Source organism: Haloarcula sebkhae, from assembly GCF_014647415.1.
Taxonomy (GTDB): domain Archaea; phylum Halobacteriota; class Halobacteria; order Halobacteriales; family Haloarculaceae; genus Haloarcula; species Haloarcula sebkhae.
This window is the reverse complement of record NZ_BMPD01000001.1, coordinates 216,027-232,864: the sequence shown is the minus strand read 5'-3', so window position 1 is coordinate 232,864 and position 16,838 is coordinate 216,027. Positions and strand designations below refer to the sequence as shown.

Here is a 16,838-nt window from a genome sequence, read left to right as displayed (position 1 = left end):
AAACGGTCGCCGGACGCGGTGTTGCTGTCGGGACGTTCTGGGCGTGCGTGACCCACACGCTACGCGAACCCAGCTATAGAGCGGGAGTCGCGACGGGTCTGGCTTGCGGCATTCCAAACCGTTTATACCCAAACAGGGGTAATCCGGCGGTATGGCAAGAGAGCAGACCGAAGTTCGAGAGCTCGACGAAGGTAGCTACGTCATGATCGAAGACACGCCGTGTAAGATCAACTCCTACAGCACGGCCAAGCCGGGCAAGCACGGCAGCGCCAAGGCCCGAATCGACGCCAAGGGCGTCTTCGACGGGAAAAAGCGCTCGCTGTCCCAGCCTGTCGACGCGAAGGTCTGGGTCCCGATCGTCAACCGGAAACAGGGTCAGGTCGTCTCGACTGATGGCAACGACGCTCAGGTCATGGACCTTGACACGTACGACACGTTCACGATGCGCGTCCCAGAGGACATCAACCTCCAGCCTGACGACGAGATCGAGTACCTCCAGTACGAAGAGCAGCGCAAGATCACACGCTCGTAACGATGTTGCCCGGTGCGGGGGCCGACCGCGGGGCGGCCGACTACGCGCTCGTGGGCGCACCGCTCGACGCGTCGACATCGTTTCGCCCCGGGGCCCGGTTCGGACCGCGCCGCGTCCGCCAGTTCGGCCAGCAGTTCGACGATTACGACCACCGCACCGACCAGCACTTCACTGATTGTTCCGTGTATGACCACGGCGACATCGGCCCCACCGCCGACGTCGCCGAGTACCTCACTTTCCTCCAGGGCACCCTCTCGGATTTCGATAGCGAGGGGGCCGTCCCGCTCGTCGTCGGTGGCGAACACACCGTCTCCGTCGCTGGTGTGCGCGCGCTCGATCCGGATGTGTTCGTCTGTTTGGACGCGCATCTGGACCTGCGCGAGTCCTATGCCGGCGACGAGTACTCCCACGCGACAGTGACCCGCCACGCGCTCTCGGTGGCCGACGAGGCAATCGTGCTGGGCGCACGCACTGGCTCGGAAGCCGAATGGGACCGCGCGAACGAGGACGACGTGACCGTGGTTCCGCCGGAAGACGTAGCCGACTGGACGCCCGGGTTCGACGACGAGCGAGTGTACCTCTCCGTCGATATCGACGCTGCTGATCCCGGGTTTGCGCCGGGGACCGGGACACCGGAGCCGTTCGGTCTCGAACCACGCGAGCTGCACGACGTAGTCCGGGCCGTCGCACCGCACGCCGTCGGCTTCGACGTTGTCGAGGTCAACGACCGCGACGACGGTCAGGCGGCGACGCTGGCCGCAAAACTCCTTCGGGCATTCGTGTTCGTCTACGCAGACCAGCGCTAAGCCGGAATATATCCGGGTCCATTCTCGCCGTCCGTTCAGCAGATGACCCGGTCGATATCTAGCGGGGATGCCCGCCGGACAACTGCGTCAACCGGGTCGGCGACGGACGAGAGGTTGTCCGAGTCGCCATCGAGGACCAGTAGGGCGGCCCGGCGGCCGGGTTCGATGACTCCGCATTCGAGCCCCACGGCTTCGGCTCCAGCGGTCGTCGCCATCCGGAGCACCGTCCGCGAGGAGAGGTCGAACGTCTTCGCGGTGTACTCCATTTCACGGAACATCGATGGGGCATTCAACATCACGTTGTCCGTCCCGAGCGCGACGTCTGTGTACTCAAGCAGCGTCTCAATCGGTGGCCGGCCGACCCCGAGGACGCGATTCGCGCGGGGGCAGACCGCGATGGGGACGTTCTGGTCGGCCACCCGTTCGAGGTGCTCCGTCTCGGCATGGACCATGTGGACCAGCAGCTCCGGCTCCAGATCCAGTGCCGGGTGGATATCGGTGGCGTCCGGTTCGCCGGCGTGGATAGCGAACGGGACCCCACGCTCCTCAGTGGCGGTCCGCCGGGCGGTGAAATCGTCGTCGTTCGCGCCGCTGGCACCGAATCCGTCAGCTATGTCAAGCACTTCGGAGTCGTCGCTCCCGAAGATGAAATCCTCGATATCGAGTCCCTCGGCGGCCTCACGTAGCGCCCGCGCCCCGTCGACGCCGAACTCCCGGAAGTCGAGAAACGCCGCGGTGCCGGTTCGCTGCATGAATCGAAGTGTGCGGTGCATCGCGGCAATCAGCGTCTCGTCGTCGGCCGCTGCGATCTGCTGATGTTTCAGGCTGTCAGGCGGGACCACTGCCTTCTCCAGTCCAAGTCCGACAGCCGCCTCCTTCGCAACCGAGTCTCCAACGTGCGTGTGGGCGTTGACGAACGCCGGCAGGACAATGCGGTTGTGGTCGCTTTCGTCGGCCGGCGTCTCCTCGATGGCCGTTATGTACCCGTCCTCGACGACAACGCTGCCGTGGACTGGCTCGAACGACCGCCCGGCAAGGATGGTGCCTTCGATTCGCTCCATGGGACAGCGAGGTGGCGGAGCTATATGTGTCTCATGGAGGCACAATCTGTTCTGCTCGCCGTGAGCCACGGTACACTGATACGGTCGGCGTCAGATAGTTCGCGTATGAGTGTCGGCACCACAGTTCCAGAGGGCCGCGCGCTGTCGACGGACGACTGGCCCCATCCGGCCGAGCGTCGGTACGCGGACGCCCAGGCCCGCCTCGCCGATCACTACGACCTCGCCGTCGAGTCACGAGTGACAGAGACGGACGCTGCGGGTCGCGTTCACTATCTCGCTGGCGGGAACCCGGATGGGGACCCCGTCGTTCTCCTTCACGGCGTCGGGACACCGGCGGCGACGTGGCTCCCCCTGTTCCCGTCGCTCACCGACGAGTACCGCGTGTACGCTCCCGACCGGCCCGGGCTCGGCCTTTCGGCCGCGCCGAGCTATCGGGACCGGGACCTCCGCTCGTTTCTGGTCGCATACTTGCTGGAACTGCTCGACGACCTCGCTATCGACCGGCCCCACGTCGTCGGCAACTCCCACGGCGGCTTGCAGTCGTTCCTGCTCGCACTCGACCACGACCGCGTGGACCGGCTGCAACTGGTCGGTGCACCGGGCGGCGTCTCGCGGGATCTCCCGCTCATGTTTCGCCTGCTGACGGTCCGCGGCCTCAACCGCGTGTTGCTGTGGCTGCTCAGCCGTGGTGACCCGGTCGAAAACGCGAGGCAATCGATGCAGCGAATCAACGTTATCGACACCGCAGCGATACCGGACGTGTTCTACGAACTGCTCGCCGCCGGCCAGGGCCTACCCGGGCGGCCGGAGAGCCAGCGGTCGCTGGCGACCGCACAGGGCTCGTACGGCCGCGCCCACCCCCTCTTTGATATCCGAAACGAAATTGTGCGGATCGACCGCCCGACGCAGTTCATTTGGGGGACGGAGGATGCTTTCTACCCGCCAACTGTGGGCCGTCCCGTCGCCGAAAAGATGCCCACCGCCGAGTTTCACGAACTCCCGGGAGACGGCCATACGCCGTGGCTGGAGCCCGGTGACGACGTCGCAGAACTGGTTCGGGCGTTCTTCGATGAATGAGTGTTTCCACTGTAATGCACCGTAAACGCCGGCTCAGCTCCGTTCTGTTCGGACCGCCGTGGCCGTCGCCACTTGCTTGGCATCCGACACAGCAAGTAGTCTTTTAGTGAACAGACCATTTCTTTTTCGAGCATGGACCAGCTATCGTCGTGTTACTTCTGTGGCGGCGCGCTCGATGTCTCGCTCTCTGAATATCCGATTATCCCGAAATCGCTGGACCCGGAAGCCGAGAAACAGGGGACCGTCGTCCTCTGCTCGACCTGCCGGGAGAAGCTCGCAACCATCGTCGAACCGGCCGTCGAGGCGGCGAAGGCGGACGCCCGCGAGACAGCGGAAACGGCTGGCGATGCTGGGACAACGGAGTCGCCGGGACTGCTGGACGAATCCGAGACACCGACGACTGACGACCCGCTGACCGACGAGCCGACAACCACCGACAGCGTGGTTGAAACGGCCGATGATGTCTCGCTGCTGGGTGACGATAGCGCGAGCGCGGCGGGACAGGAACAGTCGTCGCAATCACCGGAGACGACGGACGCGGCTGCGGAATCCGATTCGACGAACGCGGCGGCGGCGGACACCACGGACAGGCAAATGGCGGAACCGACTGCGTCGAGTGGCTCGGCGGCCAGAACTGAGAGCGGAGACACCGAACGTGGTTCGGACAGCGACGACAACGATGGCAGCGACGACAGCCCCTCGCTGACGAAACTGGAGTATAACAAAGTGATGCGCTTGCTCCAGAACCGTGAGATGCCCGTCGACCGCGCGGAGATCCGTGAAGTCGCGGTCAACGCCTACGACATCGACGGTGAGCAGTTCGACGCCATCATCGACGCCGCGGTGGACCGGGACCTCATCGGCCAGGAAAACGGCCAGTTGGTCGAATCGAACGGGTAGCCAGACGCCGGTAGAGAAAAGCATACCACCGGCCGTCTCGAAGCCCGCGCTATGAACGCCGGAGACATTGCGGCACGTCTTGACGATAGACTCGACATCGAGGCTTATGCCGACATCGACGCCAGTCCGAACGGCCTCCAGGTCGGGCCGGCGAGCCAACCGGTCGAGCACGTCGCCTTCGCGGTTGATGCGGCCGTCGAGACTATCGACCGCGCCGACGAGGCGGGCGCAGACCTGCTCGTGACCCATCACGGCATCGTCTGGGGCGGGATGGAGCGCGTGACTGAAACCAACTACCGCCGCGTCGCGCCGCTAATCGACAATGACCTCGCGCTGTACGTCGCTCATCTCCCGCTGGACGGCCATCAGTCGCTCGGCAACGCTGCCGGCGTCGCGGACCTGCTGGGGCTCGACAACCGTGCGCCGTTCGGATCGATGGGCGGCAAGTACATCGGCCAGCGTGGAACGCTCTCGGAGCCACAGACGGTCTCCGAACTCGCAGGCTCGCTCGAAGGCAATATAGACACTGGCGGACAGCCGGTTCAGGTACTGGACTTCGGGCCGTCAACCGTCGAGGATGTCGCCGTCGTCACCGGCAGCGGTGTCGACTGGCTCCAGGAGGCAGTCGAGACGGACGCCGACGTACTCATCACCGGCGAGGGGAAACAGAAGGCCTTCCACGAGGCACGCGAGCAGGGAATCCACGTCATTCTTGCCGGCCACTACGCGACGGAAACGTTTGGCGTCCAGTCGCTCCAGACCGTCGCCGAGGACTGGGGGCTGGAGACGACCTACATCGACTGCCCGACCGGCCTCTGAGGCGATGGCCGAGGGCGTTTCGTTCGAGGGTATTAGCTCAGATACGGACCTCATCGCCTGGTCGCGGGAGTATTGTCGGCGAGTCCGCCGCGAACGAGGCATCTCGGTTCGGTTCGACCTCGTTGACTGGGAGGTATCCCATCGAGCCAAGCGACGGGCCGCTGCTGTCAAGCGGCCGAAGCTGGACGACGCCGCCGTCGGCGAGCGATATGACTGGGACAGTGTCGACGGAAGTGACGGCCGCCCGCTCCCGTGTACCGTGTCGCTGACTTGGGACGCGTTTTCCGCCTTCGACAGGGACGCCTGGGAAGCGACGCTGCGCCACGAACTCATCCACGTTGAGCAGTACCAGCGCGACGGGACGACCGACCATGGCCGGTCCTTCCGAAAGCGAGCCGCGCAGCTCGATACCGATGTCCACTGTCCGGCCTTCACCGACCCGAAGCACGTCCTCACCTGCACGGCGTGTGGTGACCTCGTCGCCCGCCGCTATCAGGACTGCAAGCTCGTCGAGCAACACGAGCAGTACCGGTCTGACTGCTGTGGGGCCTCGCTGGAACTGGGCTGACTACAGCAGGAACCTGATGGCCCAGAGGACGCCCATGCCGGTCACCATTGTCGCGAACACGTCCTCGGTCCGCCAGGCGACACCTGCTGCGAGCGCGCCGGCAACGAACTTGTCCGCGGCGAAACTACCGGCATCAAGGGTCACGAACGACGGGAGGACAAGTGCAGCGAGGACGGCGGCGGGGACGAACCGCAACACCCGTTCGATGACCGGCGGAATCTCGTCGAGCCGACCGAACAGCGCAATGAAAGAGAGCCGACAGGCGTACGTCAGCACGCCGATGACGGCGATGACGCCGGCGATCTCAACCGGGCTGTAGTTAGTTGCCATCGGACCCTCCGGTGGCGGATCCCGTGAGCACACCGGCAGTGATACCAACGCCGGCCGCGACGAGCAGTCCGAGATTGAGCGGGAGTCCAGCACCGACGACGGCGATGGCTCCACCGACGGCAGCGGCGACGGCGGTCGCTGCGTCTTCGATTGCTGGAACCAGAATCGCGAGGAAAACAAGCGGGATAGCGAATTCGAGGCCCCAGGCGTCGGGGACGCCAGTGCCGAGCAGCGCTCCCACAATAGTCGTGACCTGCCACACCGCCCAGAGCGTCACGGCGACGCCGAGGTAGTACCACTTCCGGTCCGTCTCGCTGTCGGACCGGTAGCTGGCGACCGACAGCGCGTACGCCTGATCGGTCAGCACGTAGGCGAGGACGGCTTTCCACCGGCCGGTGAACTCACGGAAGTACGGCGCAATCGATGCCGAGTACATCAGAAGCCGGAGGTTGATGACGACTGCCGTTGCAACGACAACCGTCAGCGGTGCGTTCTGTCCCAGCAACTCTAGCGCCGCGAGCTGTGATGCGCCGGCGAAGACGACCACCGACAATCCGACCGCGGCTGGCAGTCCCAGCCCGGCGTTAACCGTCGCGATGCCGGCAACGAGGCCAAACGGGATAATCCCCAGTAGAAGCGGCGCAACATCGCGAACGCCGCGCCGAAACGAAGCGGTATCCATAGCGTCCCATCCAACGCAGGGGTGTCTAAGCCCTCCGTTTCAGCGGCGGTATGTGATTATCAACCAATGTATAGCCCGTATCCACCGTGGCGAACCACGACGTTGAAACCCGCCCGCGCTCGACTGCACAGCAATGAGCGACCACTCCGACGAGCGAGAGACGTTCCATCACGACCCCATCGGACACGCGGAGGCCCGGGCCGGAATGACGGTCGGTGAACTGGCTGATAGCTACGGTGAGGCCGGCATCGGCGCGAGCGACATCCACGAGGCCGTCGATATCTACAGTGAGATGCTCGACGACGATGTAACGACCTTTTTCGGACTCGCTGGCGCGATGGTCCCGACCGGGATGCGGGCTATCGTCAGCGAACTCATCCGCGACGGCCATATCGACGTGCTTGTCACCACGGGCGCGAACTGCACTCATGACAGCATCGAGGCCATCGGCGGCAAGCACCACCACGGCGAGGTGACGCCCGAAGGGCAAACGGAGCGCGAACACGACGAGACGCTTCGTGACGAGGGCGTCGACCGCATCTACAACGTCTACCTGCCACAGGAGCATTTCGCCCTGTTCGAGAACCACCTCCGGGACGAGGTGTTCTCGACGCTGGAAGACGAAGGAGCGGTTTCGATCCAGCGCATGACGGAGGAACTGGGCCGGGCCAACAGCGAAGTCAACGAGCGCGAGGACGTGCCCGAGGACGCCGGCGTGCTGGCGGCGGCCTACGAGAACGACGTGCCGGTGTACTGCCCGGCGTTCCAGGACTCCGTGCTGGGCCTGCAGGCGTGGATGTACTCACAGACCAGCGAGTTCACGGTCGACGCGCTAGCGGACATGACACAGATTACGGACATCGCCTACGAGGCCGACAGTGCCGGCGCGATGGTCGTCGGCGGCGGCGTCCCGAAGAACTACGTCCTCCAGACGATGCTGGTCTCTCCCGATGCCTACGACTACGCCGTCCAGTTGACGATGGACCCCTCGAACACCGGCGGTCTCTCCGGCGCAACGCTTGACGAGGCCCGTTCGTGGGGGAAACTTGAAAAGGACGCCCGGAATGTCTCGGTGTATGCCGACGCGACGATTACACTCCCACTGGTCGTGGCCGCGGCCCGCGAGCGGCACAGTTCGTAAGCCTGTGGACTCGGCCGCATACGGCTACACGCCTGACTGCTGGGACACAGTTCTACTGAGAGGCATATACTCCTCATATAAACGGTCTTTCACGACCGCTCGGCAGCCGTACCTAGTATGTCACAGTACATCGGTCGGCGGACGTTCGTCGAAGGGACGGCGGCGACGCTGGCGAGTTCCGGGATTGCAGGGAGCACGACGGTACAGGAATCGGATGCCGGTGAGACCGACACCGATGACGGCACTGACACCGGGGGCGAGGAGATGACCGACGATACGACGCTCATCGCTCACCGCGGGTTTGCCGGCGTCTACCCGGAGAACACGGAACTGGCCGTCGAGGCGGCTTCGTTCGGCGGTCCGGGAACGCAGACGGCCCACCGGCGTGCCGACATGGTCGAGGTCGATGTCGTACCAACGGCCGACGGCACGCTGGTCACCTTCCACGACAACGGGCTGGCCGAACGCGACGGCGGCGAGCGCGGGCTGACCGACGCTGAGGGCCTCGTCTTCGAGACCGACACCGATACCGTGACCAGCGCGACCGTCCTCGGCACTGGGGAGACGGTTCCGACACTCGAAACGGTCATGGACGCGATTCCACCGAGCGTCGCTGTCAATCTGGAGTTCAAGAATCCCGGGAGCGAAGACCTCGCGTTCGCCGAGTCGCTGTCTGACCGGTCGCTGTCGACACAGCGAGAGCTGTGGCGGCCCTACACCGAGCGCACGCTCGACCTCGTCAGCGAGTACGACAACGACATTCTCGTCTCGTCGTTCTACGAGGCTGCGCTCGCAACTGTCCGCGAGTACGACGACTCAGTCCCCGTTGCCTTCCTCTTCTGGGACAGCATCGAGGAGGGGCTGGAGGTCACCCGCCGCTACGACTGCGACGCGATGAACGTCCCCCGCAACATGGTTCAGGGGACGTCCTTCTTCAACGACGGCGAGTACACCGAGTCCGACCTGCGCGACATCGACCTCGTCGACATCGCCGACGACGAAGCCCGAGACCTGAACGTCTGGACAGTCAGCACGTGGTATCAGGCCCGGGAACTGGTCCGGGCTGGCGTCGACGGACTCATCTCCGACTACCCCAGCGTACTCTCGTTTCAGGACTGACGAACACCGATGCCGAATGTTGAAGAGGCGACCGGCCGACGACGCTAGTATGGAAGCACCGACCGGGGACGCAGGAATCTACGCCCGCGAGTCGTCGTATCTCGACCGGCACGTCCAGCTCGGAGAGGCCGGTGACCGGATCATCTCGTTGTCGTTTCCGTCTCAGCCGGAGGCCGGCGCCGGGGAGGACCACGCCCTGCTCGACCGCATCGACGAGTACCTTCAGGGGGTCGAAGACGACTTCACCGACGTCACCGTCGGCCTCACCGTCCCGACCGACCAGCGCACAGTACTGGAAGCCGTCCGGGAGATTCCGTACGGCGAGGACGCCTCCGTCGCACAGGTCGCGCGCATGACACCGGATCTGGATGATGACGACGAGGACGACCTCGCACAGGTCCGGGAGGCACTGGCTGCGAACCCCGTGCCGCTGTTGATTCCGGATCATCGGGTTCGGGACGGGCCAAGCGCAGCGCCGCCGCCCGTTGAGCAGAAGCTCCGCGCTATCGAGGGCCTCTAAACCCAGAGCCGGTCGACGCCCAGTCCCTCGTGGACAATCAGTTCGAGGGCGTTGACGAGGTAGTGGGCCACGACGACGGCAAGTAAGCTGTTTGTCGCGATGAACAGGCCAGCGAGCGCCAGCCCCAGCGTCCCGGTGACGACGATACCAACCCGGCCCTGTGCGCCGTGGCCCACCGCGAAGGCGACAGAGGCAACGATGGCCATCGCCCACGCCGGCGCGTTGAGGCCAGCCACCGGGACGCCGATAGCCGCTGCCCGGAAGAGCAGTTCCTCGACGATAGCGATAACCGGGAGGACGCCGCCCAGCAGGATGACCCAACCGCCGGCCGAGTTCGGAGCGAGCAGTTCTCGTAGCGACTCGTCGAAGGCGACGCCGAAGCCGTCGGCCAGCGCGGCGGCGAGTTCGTTGCCCAGCCAGAACCCGACCCCTGCGCCGATACCGATAGCTAGCGCTGGGAGTCCCGTCGAGAGGGAGTCCATGGCGATGCCGAACGCGTTTGCCGGGATTTCGAAGTAGAACGCGCCGGCGACCAGCAGGACGCCGAACAGCCCCTGTGTGAACGCGACGTTGGCAAGTAAGGCCCCTGTTGAGAGGTCACTCGGCGCGAGCGTATCCTCCATTTGCCGCCGCTGGGCCGCTGCCCGCCGGGTCTCGAAACGCGGGATGGTCGGGTCGCCGTCGGGCATCGAGACGCCGTCAGCTGTGGAGGAAACGCCGCCGTCGGGCCGTACGGCTCCCTGCGAGAGCCGTGCGAGACCGAGAAGTGCGATTAAAAGAAACCCCGTCAGGCCGACGAACGCGGCCCACTCGGGCATTTATTGTGGACTTGGACTGCCGCTCTGTCGGCCGACCTCGTGGTCGAGTGCCTTGCCCGTGATGGACTTGAGGCGGTCGACCAGCGAGTCCTTCTCCGCTTCGCCGGCGAGGGCGACCTCGAGGACCTCAGAGATGTGCGAGACCGGAATGATCTCGATCATGTCCTCGTACTCGTCCTCGATCATCACGTCCTGCGTGTTCGCTTCAGGAATGATGACCGTATCGAGGCCGGACTTGGCGGCCGCCTCGATCTTGTGCGTGACGCCGCCGACCGGGAGCACGTCGCCCCGGACCGACAGTGAGCCGGTCATGGCGAGGTTCTGCTTGATCGGAACGTCTTCTATCGCGGAGATAACCGCGGTAGCGACGGTGATAGAGGCGGAGTCGCCGTCGACGCCGCCTTCACCGGCCTGGACGAACTGGATGTGAACGTCCTTCTCGGAGATGTCCTCGTCAGAGAACTTCTTGATGATCGCCGAGACGTTCTGAACGGCTTCTTCGGCCATCTCCTTGAGCTGTCCAGTGGCGATGACCTGCCCGGGACCCTGTGACGGGCTGACCTCGGCCATCACGGGGAGGACGATACCGCTGTCCTCGCCCATGACGGCGAGCCCGTTGACACGGCCGACCACGTCGCCCTGATTGACGGTGAGCTCGTAGTCCTTGCGGCGCTCGATGTAGTTGTCCGCGAGCTGTTGCTCGATGGACCGGGAGCGCCGTTTGGCCTGCAGCACGTCCGCTCGCTCGGTGCGGTCGCGGTCCTCGGCGCGGGCGATGTCGCCGGCGACGCGGACCAGTCCGCCAAGGTCACGGAACTTCAGGCTGAGGTGGCCTTTGCGGCCGGCGCGACGCCGGGCCTCCAGGATGAGTTCCTGGACAGCCTCCTCGGTGAAGTGCGGGAGCCGCCCGTCGTTTTCGACCTCCTGGGCGATGAACCGGGCGTACTTCCGTCGCATCTCGGGGTCGTCCTCGATGGTGTCGTCCATGTACACCTCGTACCCGTACCCCTTGATACGGGAGCGCAGCGCGGGGTGCATGTTCTCCATCGCGTCGAGGTTCCCCGCAGCGATCATGATGAAGTCACAGGGGACGGGCTCGGTCTGGACCATCGCGCCCGAGGAGCGCTCGGACTGGCCCGTAATGGAGAACTCGCCCTCCTGAATGGCCGTCATCAGCTTCTGCTGGCTGCGGATATCGAGCGTGTTGATCTCGTCGACGAACAGCACGCCCTTGTTGGCCTGGTGGATCGCGCCGGGTTCGACGCGGTCGTGGCTCGGCGTCTCCATCCCACCGGACTGGAAGGGGTCGTGGCGAACGTCACCCAGCAGCGCGCCGGCGTGGGCACCCGTGGCGTCCTCGAACGGCGCGGTCTTCTGGTTGGCGTTGTTGACCAGCAGGTTCGGGATCATCGCGTCGCTGCCACGCGAGCCGTAGCGGAACGCGAGATAGATGACACCGGCCGCGAGAATCCCCAGCAGGACTTGCTGGACGAGGATCAGGGCGTAGCCGATGACGATGGCGATGATGATCCACATGAGGAAGGTTCGCATCTGGTTGCGCTTGCGGGCCTCCTCCTTGTGGGCCTCGACGATCTGTTCCCCTTTGCCGCCGGGGACGGTGCGAACTTTCGGCTCATTGCCGTCGTCGGGATTGTGGTAGACAAGAACGTCCTGCAGTTCCTCTCGTGGGAGCAACTGGGACATCGCCTTCGCCAGCATCGACTTCCCCGTCCCGGGGGAGCCGATCATCATCACGTGGCGGCGCTGCTTGGCCGCCTTCTTGATCACGTCACGGGCGTGGTCCTGCCCGATAACCTGGTCGACGAGTCGGTCTGGCACTTCGATGTCGGCGGTCGAATCGATTTCGAGACCGCCAAGGAGATTCTCCTCGTCTCCGTCCAGTTCGGACTCGCCGTCAACTTGGACATCGCTTCCGAGTGTCGTTTCGGACGTTTCTCCCTCGCCCCATCGGTCCTCAGAGGGGTCGGATGGCTCGTCGGCTGAGGGGTCAGAGGCAGGCTCGTCGGGGTTCTGTTTGGCCCCGTTGGTCGACGCCTCTTCCTCCCCAGCGTCGGATGCCTCCCGGTCAGGGTCGGGAGTCGCGTCGGTGTCGGTGTTGTCGCTCATACAAACGTTGCTAACATACTCACGGAAGGCCTGTCGACTGATATACTTTCTCCCCGTGTCGGTTGTTGCAACACCCCTGAAACCGCAGTACAGCGCCCGAATTGGGTGGGTCTGTATTTCCGCAGTACCGCGTCGTCGGGTTTATCAAACCACCACACCCACTGGGGAATATGCGTGGGTTCTACATCGGTCGCTTCCAGCCCTACCACAACGGCCATCACTCGATGGTCGAGCGGATTTCGGAGGAAGTCGACGAGCTCGTTCTGGGTATCGGAAGCGCCGACGATTCACACACCACACACGACCCCTTTACCGCTGGTGAGCGGATCATGATGATCACGAAGGCCGTCGCGGAGTACGACCTGACGACCTACGTCGTGCCTCTAGAGGACATCAATCGCAACGCTGTCTGGGTAAGCCATGTCGAAAGCATGTGTCCGGACTTCGACGTGGCGTACTCGAACAATCCGCTGGTGGTCCGCCTGTTCGAGGAGGCCGGCATCGAAGTCCGCCAGTCGCCGATGTTCGACCGCGACCGGCTGGAGGGCAGCGAGATCCGCCAGCGGATGATCGACGACGAATCCTGGCGCGACCGGGTCCCGTCGTCAGTCGTGGAAGTCATCGAGGAGATTCACGGCATCAAGCGGCTCCAGCACGTCTCCGACAGCGACTCGCTCGAACGGTACGCCGCCACGGGCGAATCAGTCCCCGAATCGCTCGACGACCTCGACGACTGATGATTACGCTGAGTTCAGACTTCGGGTCTCCCTACCCGGCCGCGATGAAAGGCGTCATCTGTCAGGTGACCGATGCGCGTATCGAGGATATCGCCCACGATTTTCCACGGCAGGACGTGCGAGCAGCGGCCTTCTGGCTCACACAGACGCTCCCGTACTTCCCACCGGCAGTTCACTGTGTCGTCGTCGACCCGGGCGTCGGGACCGATAGGGACGCCATCATCGTCCGCACGGGCGACCACGCGCTCGTGGGGCCTGACAACGGCGTCCTCCTGCCGGTCGCCCGTGAACTGGCTGCAAACGAGACCGACGCCCCGGACGCGTTCGAGGTGTTCACCTGGGCCTACGACGACCCGGCGAGTACGACCTTCCACGGGCGGGACGTATTCGCGCCCGCCGCAGCGGCCGTCCACGACACTGGCGTCGACAATCTCCAAACCCGGCCCGAAGCCACCCCCACCGACGACTACATCGACCTCCAGTTCCCGGCGGCCGCAGTCGAGGGTGATGGAGCGACCGGCGAGGTCCTCGTCGTCGATGACTTCGGGAACGCCGTGACGAACGTTCCCGGCAAGTTCCTCGCGAATCAGTTCGGCGCGACGGTCGCAGTCGACGGGGTCGAGGCCCCAGTCCGCCGAGCCTACGCCGCCGTCGACCGAGGTCAGCGACTCGTCACCGTCGGCAGCCACGGGAACGTCGAACTCGCCGTCAACCGCGGCCGCGGCGACGAAGCGTTCGGCGTCAGTACCGGGGACGCTGTGGACCTGTCGCTGTAATAACCAGTCACTGTCTTGCGGTTTAGGGACGCCAAAAGATCGGTGGGCTTAAGTCTTTTAGGCGAACCTAATCGTCTGTATGCCACAGAGACGTGACTTGCTGAAGACGGTGGGGATCGCTGCGACGGGACTGCTCGCCGGGTGTCCAGGGGTGGGGTCGTCCGACTCGAACACGGCGTCAGCTGATACTGAAGCAGCAACAGAACAGGTAACGGCTACGGAAACCGACGATAGCGGCGAAAGCAGCGTCTCGGCCGGACCGATGACTGCTGTCGCGACCGAGTGGAATGTCTACCGGGCGCGGCTGTACGACGCTGTCGCGCTGGGCCGGGCCGGCGCACCCGGTGCAGGGGCGAGTGTCGCCCAGAGCGTTTTCGCCCGGTTCGAAGGCGCGTCCGGTGAGTACGGGGCCCACGAACAGCTTGAATCTACATCCGAGTCAGCATACGAGGGGTTCGAGGATGCCCTCGGGGCGGTCCAGTCGTCGCTGTCAGAGGGCGACGTGTCCGGAGCCGCCTCGGCCGCAGACGAGGCGTCGGGCCACCTCCAGACGGCCCAGCAGGCCGCTGCCGGACAGCAGGCCACCAGAGTGCTGGACCTGCTCTTGCTGGGTAGTCGAGCGAGCAATGCTGCCATGGCTGGGACGCTGGGCGCTTACGAGGGAGCCGCCACTATCGCGGAGGAGACGATGACCGCGTTCGAGGACGCACTGGTGTACAGCCAGATCGAGGAGGCGGACGCGGAGTCATACGAAGCCTTCGAGAACGCACTGGCCGGCATCGGTTCCGCCGCGGGCAATGAAGAGGCAAGCGGCGTCACTGAACAGGCCCGTGCCGCGCTCGATGCGACCGTTTCGGGCGCCTATGCACTGGTTCAGGAAGCGTCGGTCGCTGGCGCGGGCCACCTCGCGACGATGCAGGCCCGTGGCTGGGATGCGGCCGCGCTCGCGTCCGCCGGCGGTCCCGGACAGGCGTACGCGCACACGGTCACGCTGAACAGCTACCGTGCTCGCGTCGCCGACGCAGACTGGCTCGCTGCCAACGACGGGACCGATGCAGCGTCGACCGCCGTCGAGAACGTCTTCGCTCACTTCGAGGGGGCGAACGCACACGACGCGCTGGAGGAGGCCGACGGCGAAGCCTACGAGGCATTCGAGGGCGGGCTGGATGACCTCTCCAGCGCTATCGGGAACGGGAACGCGGACGGTATCGACAACGCCACCGAAACGGTCGATACGAATCTTGTCACCGGTATCGAAGCGCTGGTCGGCGGCGAGGACGCCCGCGCGGCGCTGGAGTCGGCGTTCTTCCGCGCCCGTATCGCGGACGCCCGCGAACTGTATCGCCTCGGTGACGCCGACAGCGCGGCGACTATCGTCTCGGACGTGTTCGCCCGCTTCGAGGAGAACGAACTCGGCTTCCACGAGACGATGGAACACGAGAGTGAGGACCTCTACCACCGCTTCGAGGAGGAGCACCTCACCTCGCTACAGTCGGCTTACGAGAACGACGACAGCGAGGCTGTGGCGACCCACCACGATGGGGTCCAGCAGGCCCTGCTTGACTTCGAGTCAGCCCTGTCGACGGCCGTCGCCAGCGGTGCGGAGGCGGACTACATGATCGGCCGGGCCTTCGACGCGGCCGGACTCGCGGCGCTGTCAGAAACCGACCGCGCGGCGACCGTCATTCAGGACACCTTCGCTCACTTCGAGAGCGGCGCGGCGGGCTTCCACGAAGCGCTGGAAGAGGCCGACGAGGAAACGTACGAAAGCTTCGAATCGACGCTTACCGACGTTCGCTCCGCGGCTGCGGACGGCGGGGATGTCACTGCCGCGGCGACGGCGTTCAACGACGAGGCCATCGCGGCGGCGTACGCCATCGCCGGGAGCGCCGGCGGCAACGGGGAGGCCGCGGCGGCCATCGTGCAGGACATCTTCGCAACCTTCGAGGAAGCGCAAGTCCACGAGATGCTGGAGGAAGCTGACCACGACGCCTACGAGAACTTCGAGGCTGCGCTGAGCGACTACTCGAAGGGACTCACGAACGGCGACGGCAATCCGACAGTGCTTGCGGATGCCACGCGAACCGCGCAGTTCGCTGTTGTCGGTGCTGTCGACAGCGCCCCGAGCGGATCCGGAGGCCACGGCAGCGAGGAGTCCGAAGACACCGAGTCGTCGCTGTCCGGCGGCCCGAACGTCGTCAAGGGCGTTCCCGAGGACGCCGACCACGTCGTCGACATGGAAGCAGTGGCGTTCGCGCCCGAGGAACTCACGGTCAGCGTTGGTGACACGGTCGCCTGGAAACACGTCGGCGGCGAAGCGCACTCGGTCACCGCTGTTGAAGAAGACCTCCCGGAGGACGCGGCGTACTGGGCCTCCGGTGGGTTCGAAAGCGAGTCGGCTGCACGCGAGGGCTGGGAGAACGGCAAGGGGGCCGTTCAGTCCGGCCAGAGTTACGTTCACACGTTCGAAACGGCCGGCGAGCACGCCTACGTCTGCATTCCGCACGAGGCTGCAGGGATGGCTGGCACCGTCATCGTCGAGGAGTAATCGACACCATCTTTTTGGCCCGCCTAGAAACCGGTGGCTTTTTGTGTTTTAGGGTAGCCTAAACAATTGTATGCCGGACGCACAGGCCACTTCGAGGCGGGATATTTGTCGCCGTAGCGAGTCGGGTACTGCCGTCCCTGTCGTCCGCGCAAACGCCGCCCGACAGGAGGTGAGAGTCAGGACGTGAGGGTGTACTGACCTGTCAGTCTCGACCATCTTTCGCGGCGACGGCCACCGTGGGCATAGCCCGTCGCCGCACGCCACGAGCTTTTCGTGT

17 protein-coding genes are annotated in these 16,838 nt (G+C 64.9%); 12 read left to right on the top strand and 5 right to left on the bottom strand.

Annotated elements, in window-relative coordinates; genetic code table 11:
• Positions 1-151 precede the first annotated feature (151 nt).
• Complete coding sequence (locus IEY38_RS01185; RefSeq protein ID WP_188974660.1) at positions 152-532, top strand: translation initiation factor IF-5A; 381 nt, start codon at positions 152-154, stop codon at positions 530-532.
• 2 nt (positions 533-534) lie between these two features.
• Positions 535-1,338 (top strand): agmatinase, encoded by an 804-nt coding sequence (gene speB / locus IEY38_RS01180; protein WP_188974658.1) that lies wholly within the window; start codon positions 535-537, stop codon positions 1,336-1,338.
• A 35-nt stretch (positions 1,339-1,373) separates the two neighbouring features.
• Here speB and IEY38_RS01175 read toward each other — a convergent pair whose 3' ends face one another.
• On the bottom strand, positions 1,374-2,399 hold the full coding sequence (locus IEY38_RS01175) for an amidohydrolase family protein (protein WP_188974656.1): 1,026 nt from the start codon (positions 2,397-2,399) through the stop codon (positions 1,374-1,376).
• A 105-nt stretch (positions 2,400-2,504) separates the two neighbouring features.
• On the opposite strand from IEY38_RS01175, the gene IEY38_RS01170 reads away from it, so the two are divergent.
• From IEY38_RS01170 to IEY38_RS01155, 4 genes are all read left to right on the top strand, one after another.
• Positions 2,505-3,476, top strand: coding sequence for an alpha/beta fold hydrolase (locus IEY38_RS01170; protein ID WP_188974654.1), 972 nt, complete (start codon positions 2,505-2,507; stop codon positions 3,474-3,476).
• Between the two features lie 132 nt (positions 3,477-3,608).
• Positions 3,609-4,376, top strand: a complete 768-nt coding sequence (locus IEY38_RS01165) for a hypothetical protein (protein ID WP_188974652.1) — start codon at positions 3,609-3,611, stop codon at positions 4,374-4,376.
• Between the two features lie 51 nt (positions 4,377-4,427).
• On the top strand, positions 4,428-5,195 hold the full coding sequence (locus tag IEY38_RS01160; protein ID WP_188974650.1) for a Nif3-like dinuclear metal center hexameric protein: 768 nt from the start codon (positions 4,428-4,430) through the stop codon (positions 5,193-5,195).
• A gap of 4 nt (positions 5,196-5,199) precedes the next feature.
• On the top strand, positions 5,200-5,763 hold the full coding sequence (locus IEY38_RS01155; protein WP_188974641.1) for a SprT-like domain-containing protein: 564 nt from the start codon (positions 5,200-5,202) through the stop codon (positions 5,761-5,763).
• On the opposite strand, the gene IEY38_RS01150 is transcribed toward IEY38_RS01155, so the two are convergent.
• Positions 5,764-6,093, bottom strand: coding sequence for an AzlD domain-containing protein (locus IEY38_RS01150; protein WP_188974639.1), 330 nt, complete (start codon positions 6,091-6,093; stop codon positions 5,764-5,766).
• A complete protein-coding gene (locus IEY38_RS01145) occupies positions 6,083-6,775 on the bottom strand; it encodes an AzlC family ABC transporter permease (protein ID WP_188974638.1) in 693 nt (230 codons plus the stop codon). Before IEY38_RS01145 ends, IEY38_RS01150 begins: the two co-directional genes overlap by 11 nt.
• 133 nt (positions 6,776-6,908) lie before the next feature.
• Between IEY38_RS01145 and IEY38_RS01140 the strand changes: the two genes are divergently transcribed.
• From IEY38_RS01140 to IEY38_RS01130, 3 genes are all read left to right on the top strand, one after another.
• The gene (locus IEY38_RS01140; RefSeq protein ID WP_188974636.1) at positions 6,909-7,916 is read left to right on the top strand and encodes a deoxyhypusine synthase; all 1,008 of its coding nucleotides are present in this window, start codon (positions 6,909-6,911) and stop codon (positions 7,914-7,916) included.
• Positions 7,917-8,033: 117 nt separating this feature from the next.
• Positions 8,034-9,035, top strand: coding sequence for a glycerophosphodiester phosphodiesterase (locus tag IEY38_RS01135; RefSeq protein ID WP_188974634.1), 1,002 nt, complete (start codon positions 8,034-8,036; stop codon positions 9,033-9,035).
• 16 nt (positions 9,036-9,051) lie between these two features.
• Positions 9,052-9,555 (top strand): MGMT family protein, encoded by a 504-nt coding sequence (locus IEY38_RS01130; RefSeq protein ID WP_188974632.1) that lies wholly within the window; start codon positions 9,052-9,054, stop codon positions 9,553-9,555.
• Here IEY38_RS01130 and IEY38_RS01125 read toward each other — a convergent pair.
• Positions 9,552-10,373: a CPBP family intramembrane glutamic endopeptidase gene (locus IEY38_RS01125; RefSeq protein ID WP_188974630.1), complete on the bottom strand. Its 822-nt coding sequence runs from the start codon at positions 10,371-10,373 to the stop codon at positions 9,552-9,554. The two genes, IEY38_RS01130 and IEY38_RS01125, sit on opposite strands and share 4 nt — an antisense overlap.
• Positions 10,374-12,500 (bottom strand): ATP-dependent protease LonB, encoded by a 2,127-nt coding sequence (gene lonB / locus IEY38_RS01120; protein ID WP_170097161.1) that lies wholly within the window; start codon positions 12,498-12,500, stop codon positions 10,374-10,376.
• A gap of 170 nt (positions 12,501-12,670) precedes the next feature.
• On the opposite strand from lonB, the gene IEY38_RS01115 reads away from it, so the two are divergent.
• The 3 genes from IEY38_RS01115 (at position 12,671) to IEY38_RS01105 (ending at position 16,561) form a co-directional block, all read left to right on the top strand.
• Complete coding sequence (locus IEY38_RS01115; protein WP_005537695.1) at positions 12,671-13,237, top strand: nicotinamide-nucleotide adenylyltransferase; 567 nt, start codon at positions 12,671-12,673, stop codon at positions 13,235-13,237.
• Positions 13,237-14,013, top strand: coding sequence for an SAM hydrolase/SAM-dependent halogenase family protein (locus IEY38_RS01110; protein ID WP_188974628.1), 777 nt, complete (start codon positions 13,237-13,239; stop codon positions 14,011-14,013). The genes IEY38_RS01115 and IEY38_RS01110 overlap by 1 nt, the downstream gene beginning before the upstream one ends.
• A gap of 79 nt (positions 14,014-14,092) precedes the next feature.
• On the top strand, positions 14,093-16,561 hold the full coding sequence (locus tag IEY38_RS01105; protein WP_188974626.1) for a DUF5059 domain-containing protein: 2,469 nt from the start codon (positions 14,093-14,095) through the stop codon (positions 16,559-16,561).
• Positions 16,562-16,838 lie beyond the last annotated feature (277 nt).

Excerpts from the sequence above, each read along its gene's own strand:
- IEY38_RS01185 (WP_188974660.1), top strand. The coding sequence starts at position 152 with ATGGCAAGAGAGCAGACCGAAGTTCGAGAGCTCGACGAAGGTAGCTAC.
- speB (WP_188974658.1), top strand. The coding sequence starts at position 535 with ATGTTGCCCGGTGCGGGGGCCGACCGCGGGGCGGCCGACTACGCGCTC.
- IEY38_RS01175 (WP_188974656.1), bottom strand. The coding sequence starts at position 2,399 with ATGGAGCGAATCGAAGGCACCATCCTTGCCGGGCGGTCGTTCGAGCCA.
- IEY38_RS01170 (WP_188974654.1), top strand. The coding sequence starts at position 2,505 with ATGAGTGTCGGCACCACAGTTCCAGAGGGCCGCGCGCTGTCGACGGAC.
- IEY38_RS01165 (WP_188974652.1), top strand. The coding sequence starts at position 3,609 with ATGGACCAGCTATCGTCGTGTTACTTCTGTGGCGGCGCGCTCGATGTC.
- IEY38_RS01160 (WP_188974650.1), top strand. The coding sequence starts at position 4,428 with ATGAACGCCGGAGACATTGCGGCACGTCTTGACGATAGACTCGACATC.
- IEY38_RS01155 (WP_188974641.1), top strand. The coding sequence starts at position 5,200 with ATGGCCGAGGGCGTTTCGTTCGAGGGTATTAGCTCAGATACGGACCTC.
- IEY38_RS01150 (WP_188974639.1), bottom strand. The coding sequence starts at position 6,093 with ATGGCAACTAACTACAGCCCGGTTGAGATCGCCGGCGTCATCGCCGTC.
- IEY38_RS01145 (WP_188974638.1), bottom strand. The coding sequence starts at position 6,775 with ATGGATACCGCTTCGTTTCGGCGCGGCGTTCGCGATGTTGCGCCGCTT.
- IEY38_RS01140 (WP_188974636.1), top strand. The coding sequence starts at position 6,909 with ATGAGCGACCACTCCGACGAGCGAGAGACGTTCCATCACGACCCCATC.
- IEY38_RS01135 (WP_188974634.1), top strand. The coding sequence starts at position 8,034 with ATGTCACAGTACATCGGTCGGCGGACGTTCGTCGAAGGGACGGCGGCG.
- IEY38_RS01130 (WP_188974632.1), top strand. The coding sequence starts at position 9,052 with ATGTTGAAGAGGCGACCGGCCGACGACGCTAGTATGGAAGCACCGACC.
- IEY38_RS01125 (WP_188974630.1), bottom strand. The coding sequence starts at position 10,373 with ATGCCCGAGTGGGCCGCGTTCGTCGGCCTGACGGGGTTTCTTTTAATC.
- lonB (WP_170097161.1), bottom strand. The coding sequence starts at position 12,500 with ATGAGCGACAACACCGACACCGACGCGACTCCCGACCCTGACCGGGAG.
- IEY38_RS01115 (WP_005537695.1), top strand. The coding sequence starts at position 12,671 with ATGCGTGGGTTCTACATCGGTCGCTTCCAGCCCTACCACAACGGCCAT.
- IEY38_RS01110 (WP_188974628.1), top strand. The coding sequence starts at position 13,237 with ATGATTACGCTGAGTTCAGACTTCGGGTCTCCCTACCCGGCCGCGATG.
- IEY38_RS01105 (WP_188974626.1), top strand. The coding sequence starts at position 14,093 with ATGCCACAGAGACGTGACTTGCTGAAGACGGTGGGGATCGCTGCGACG.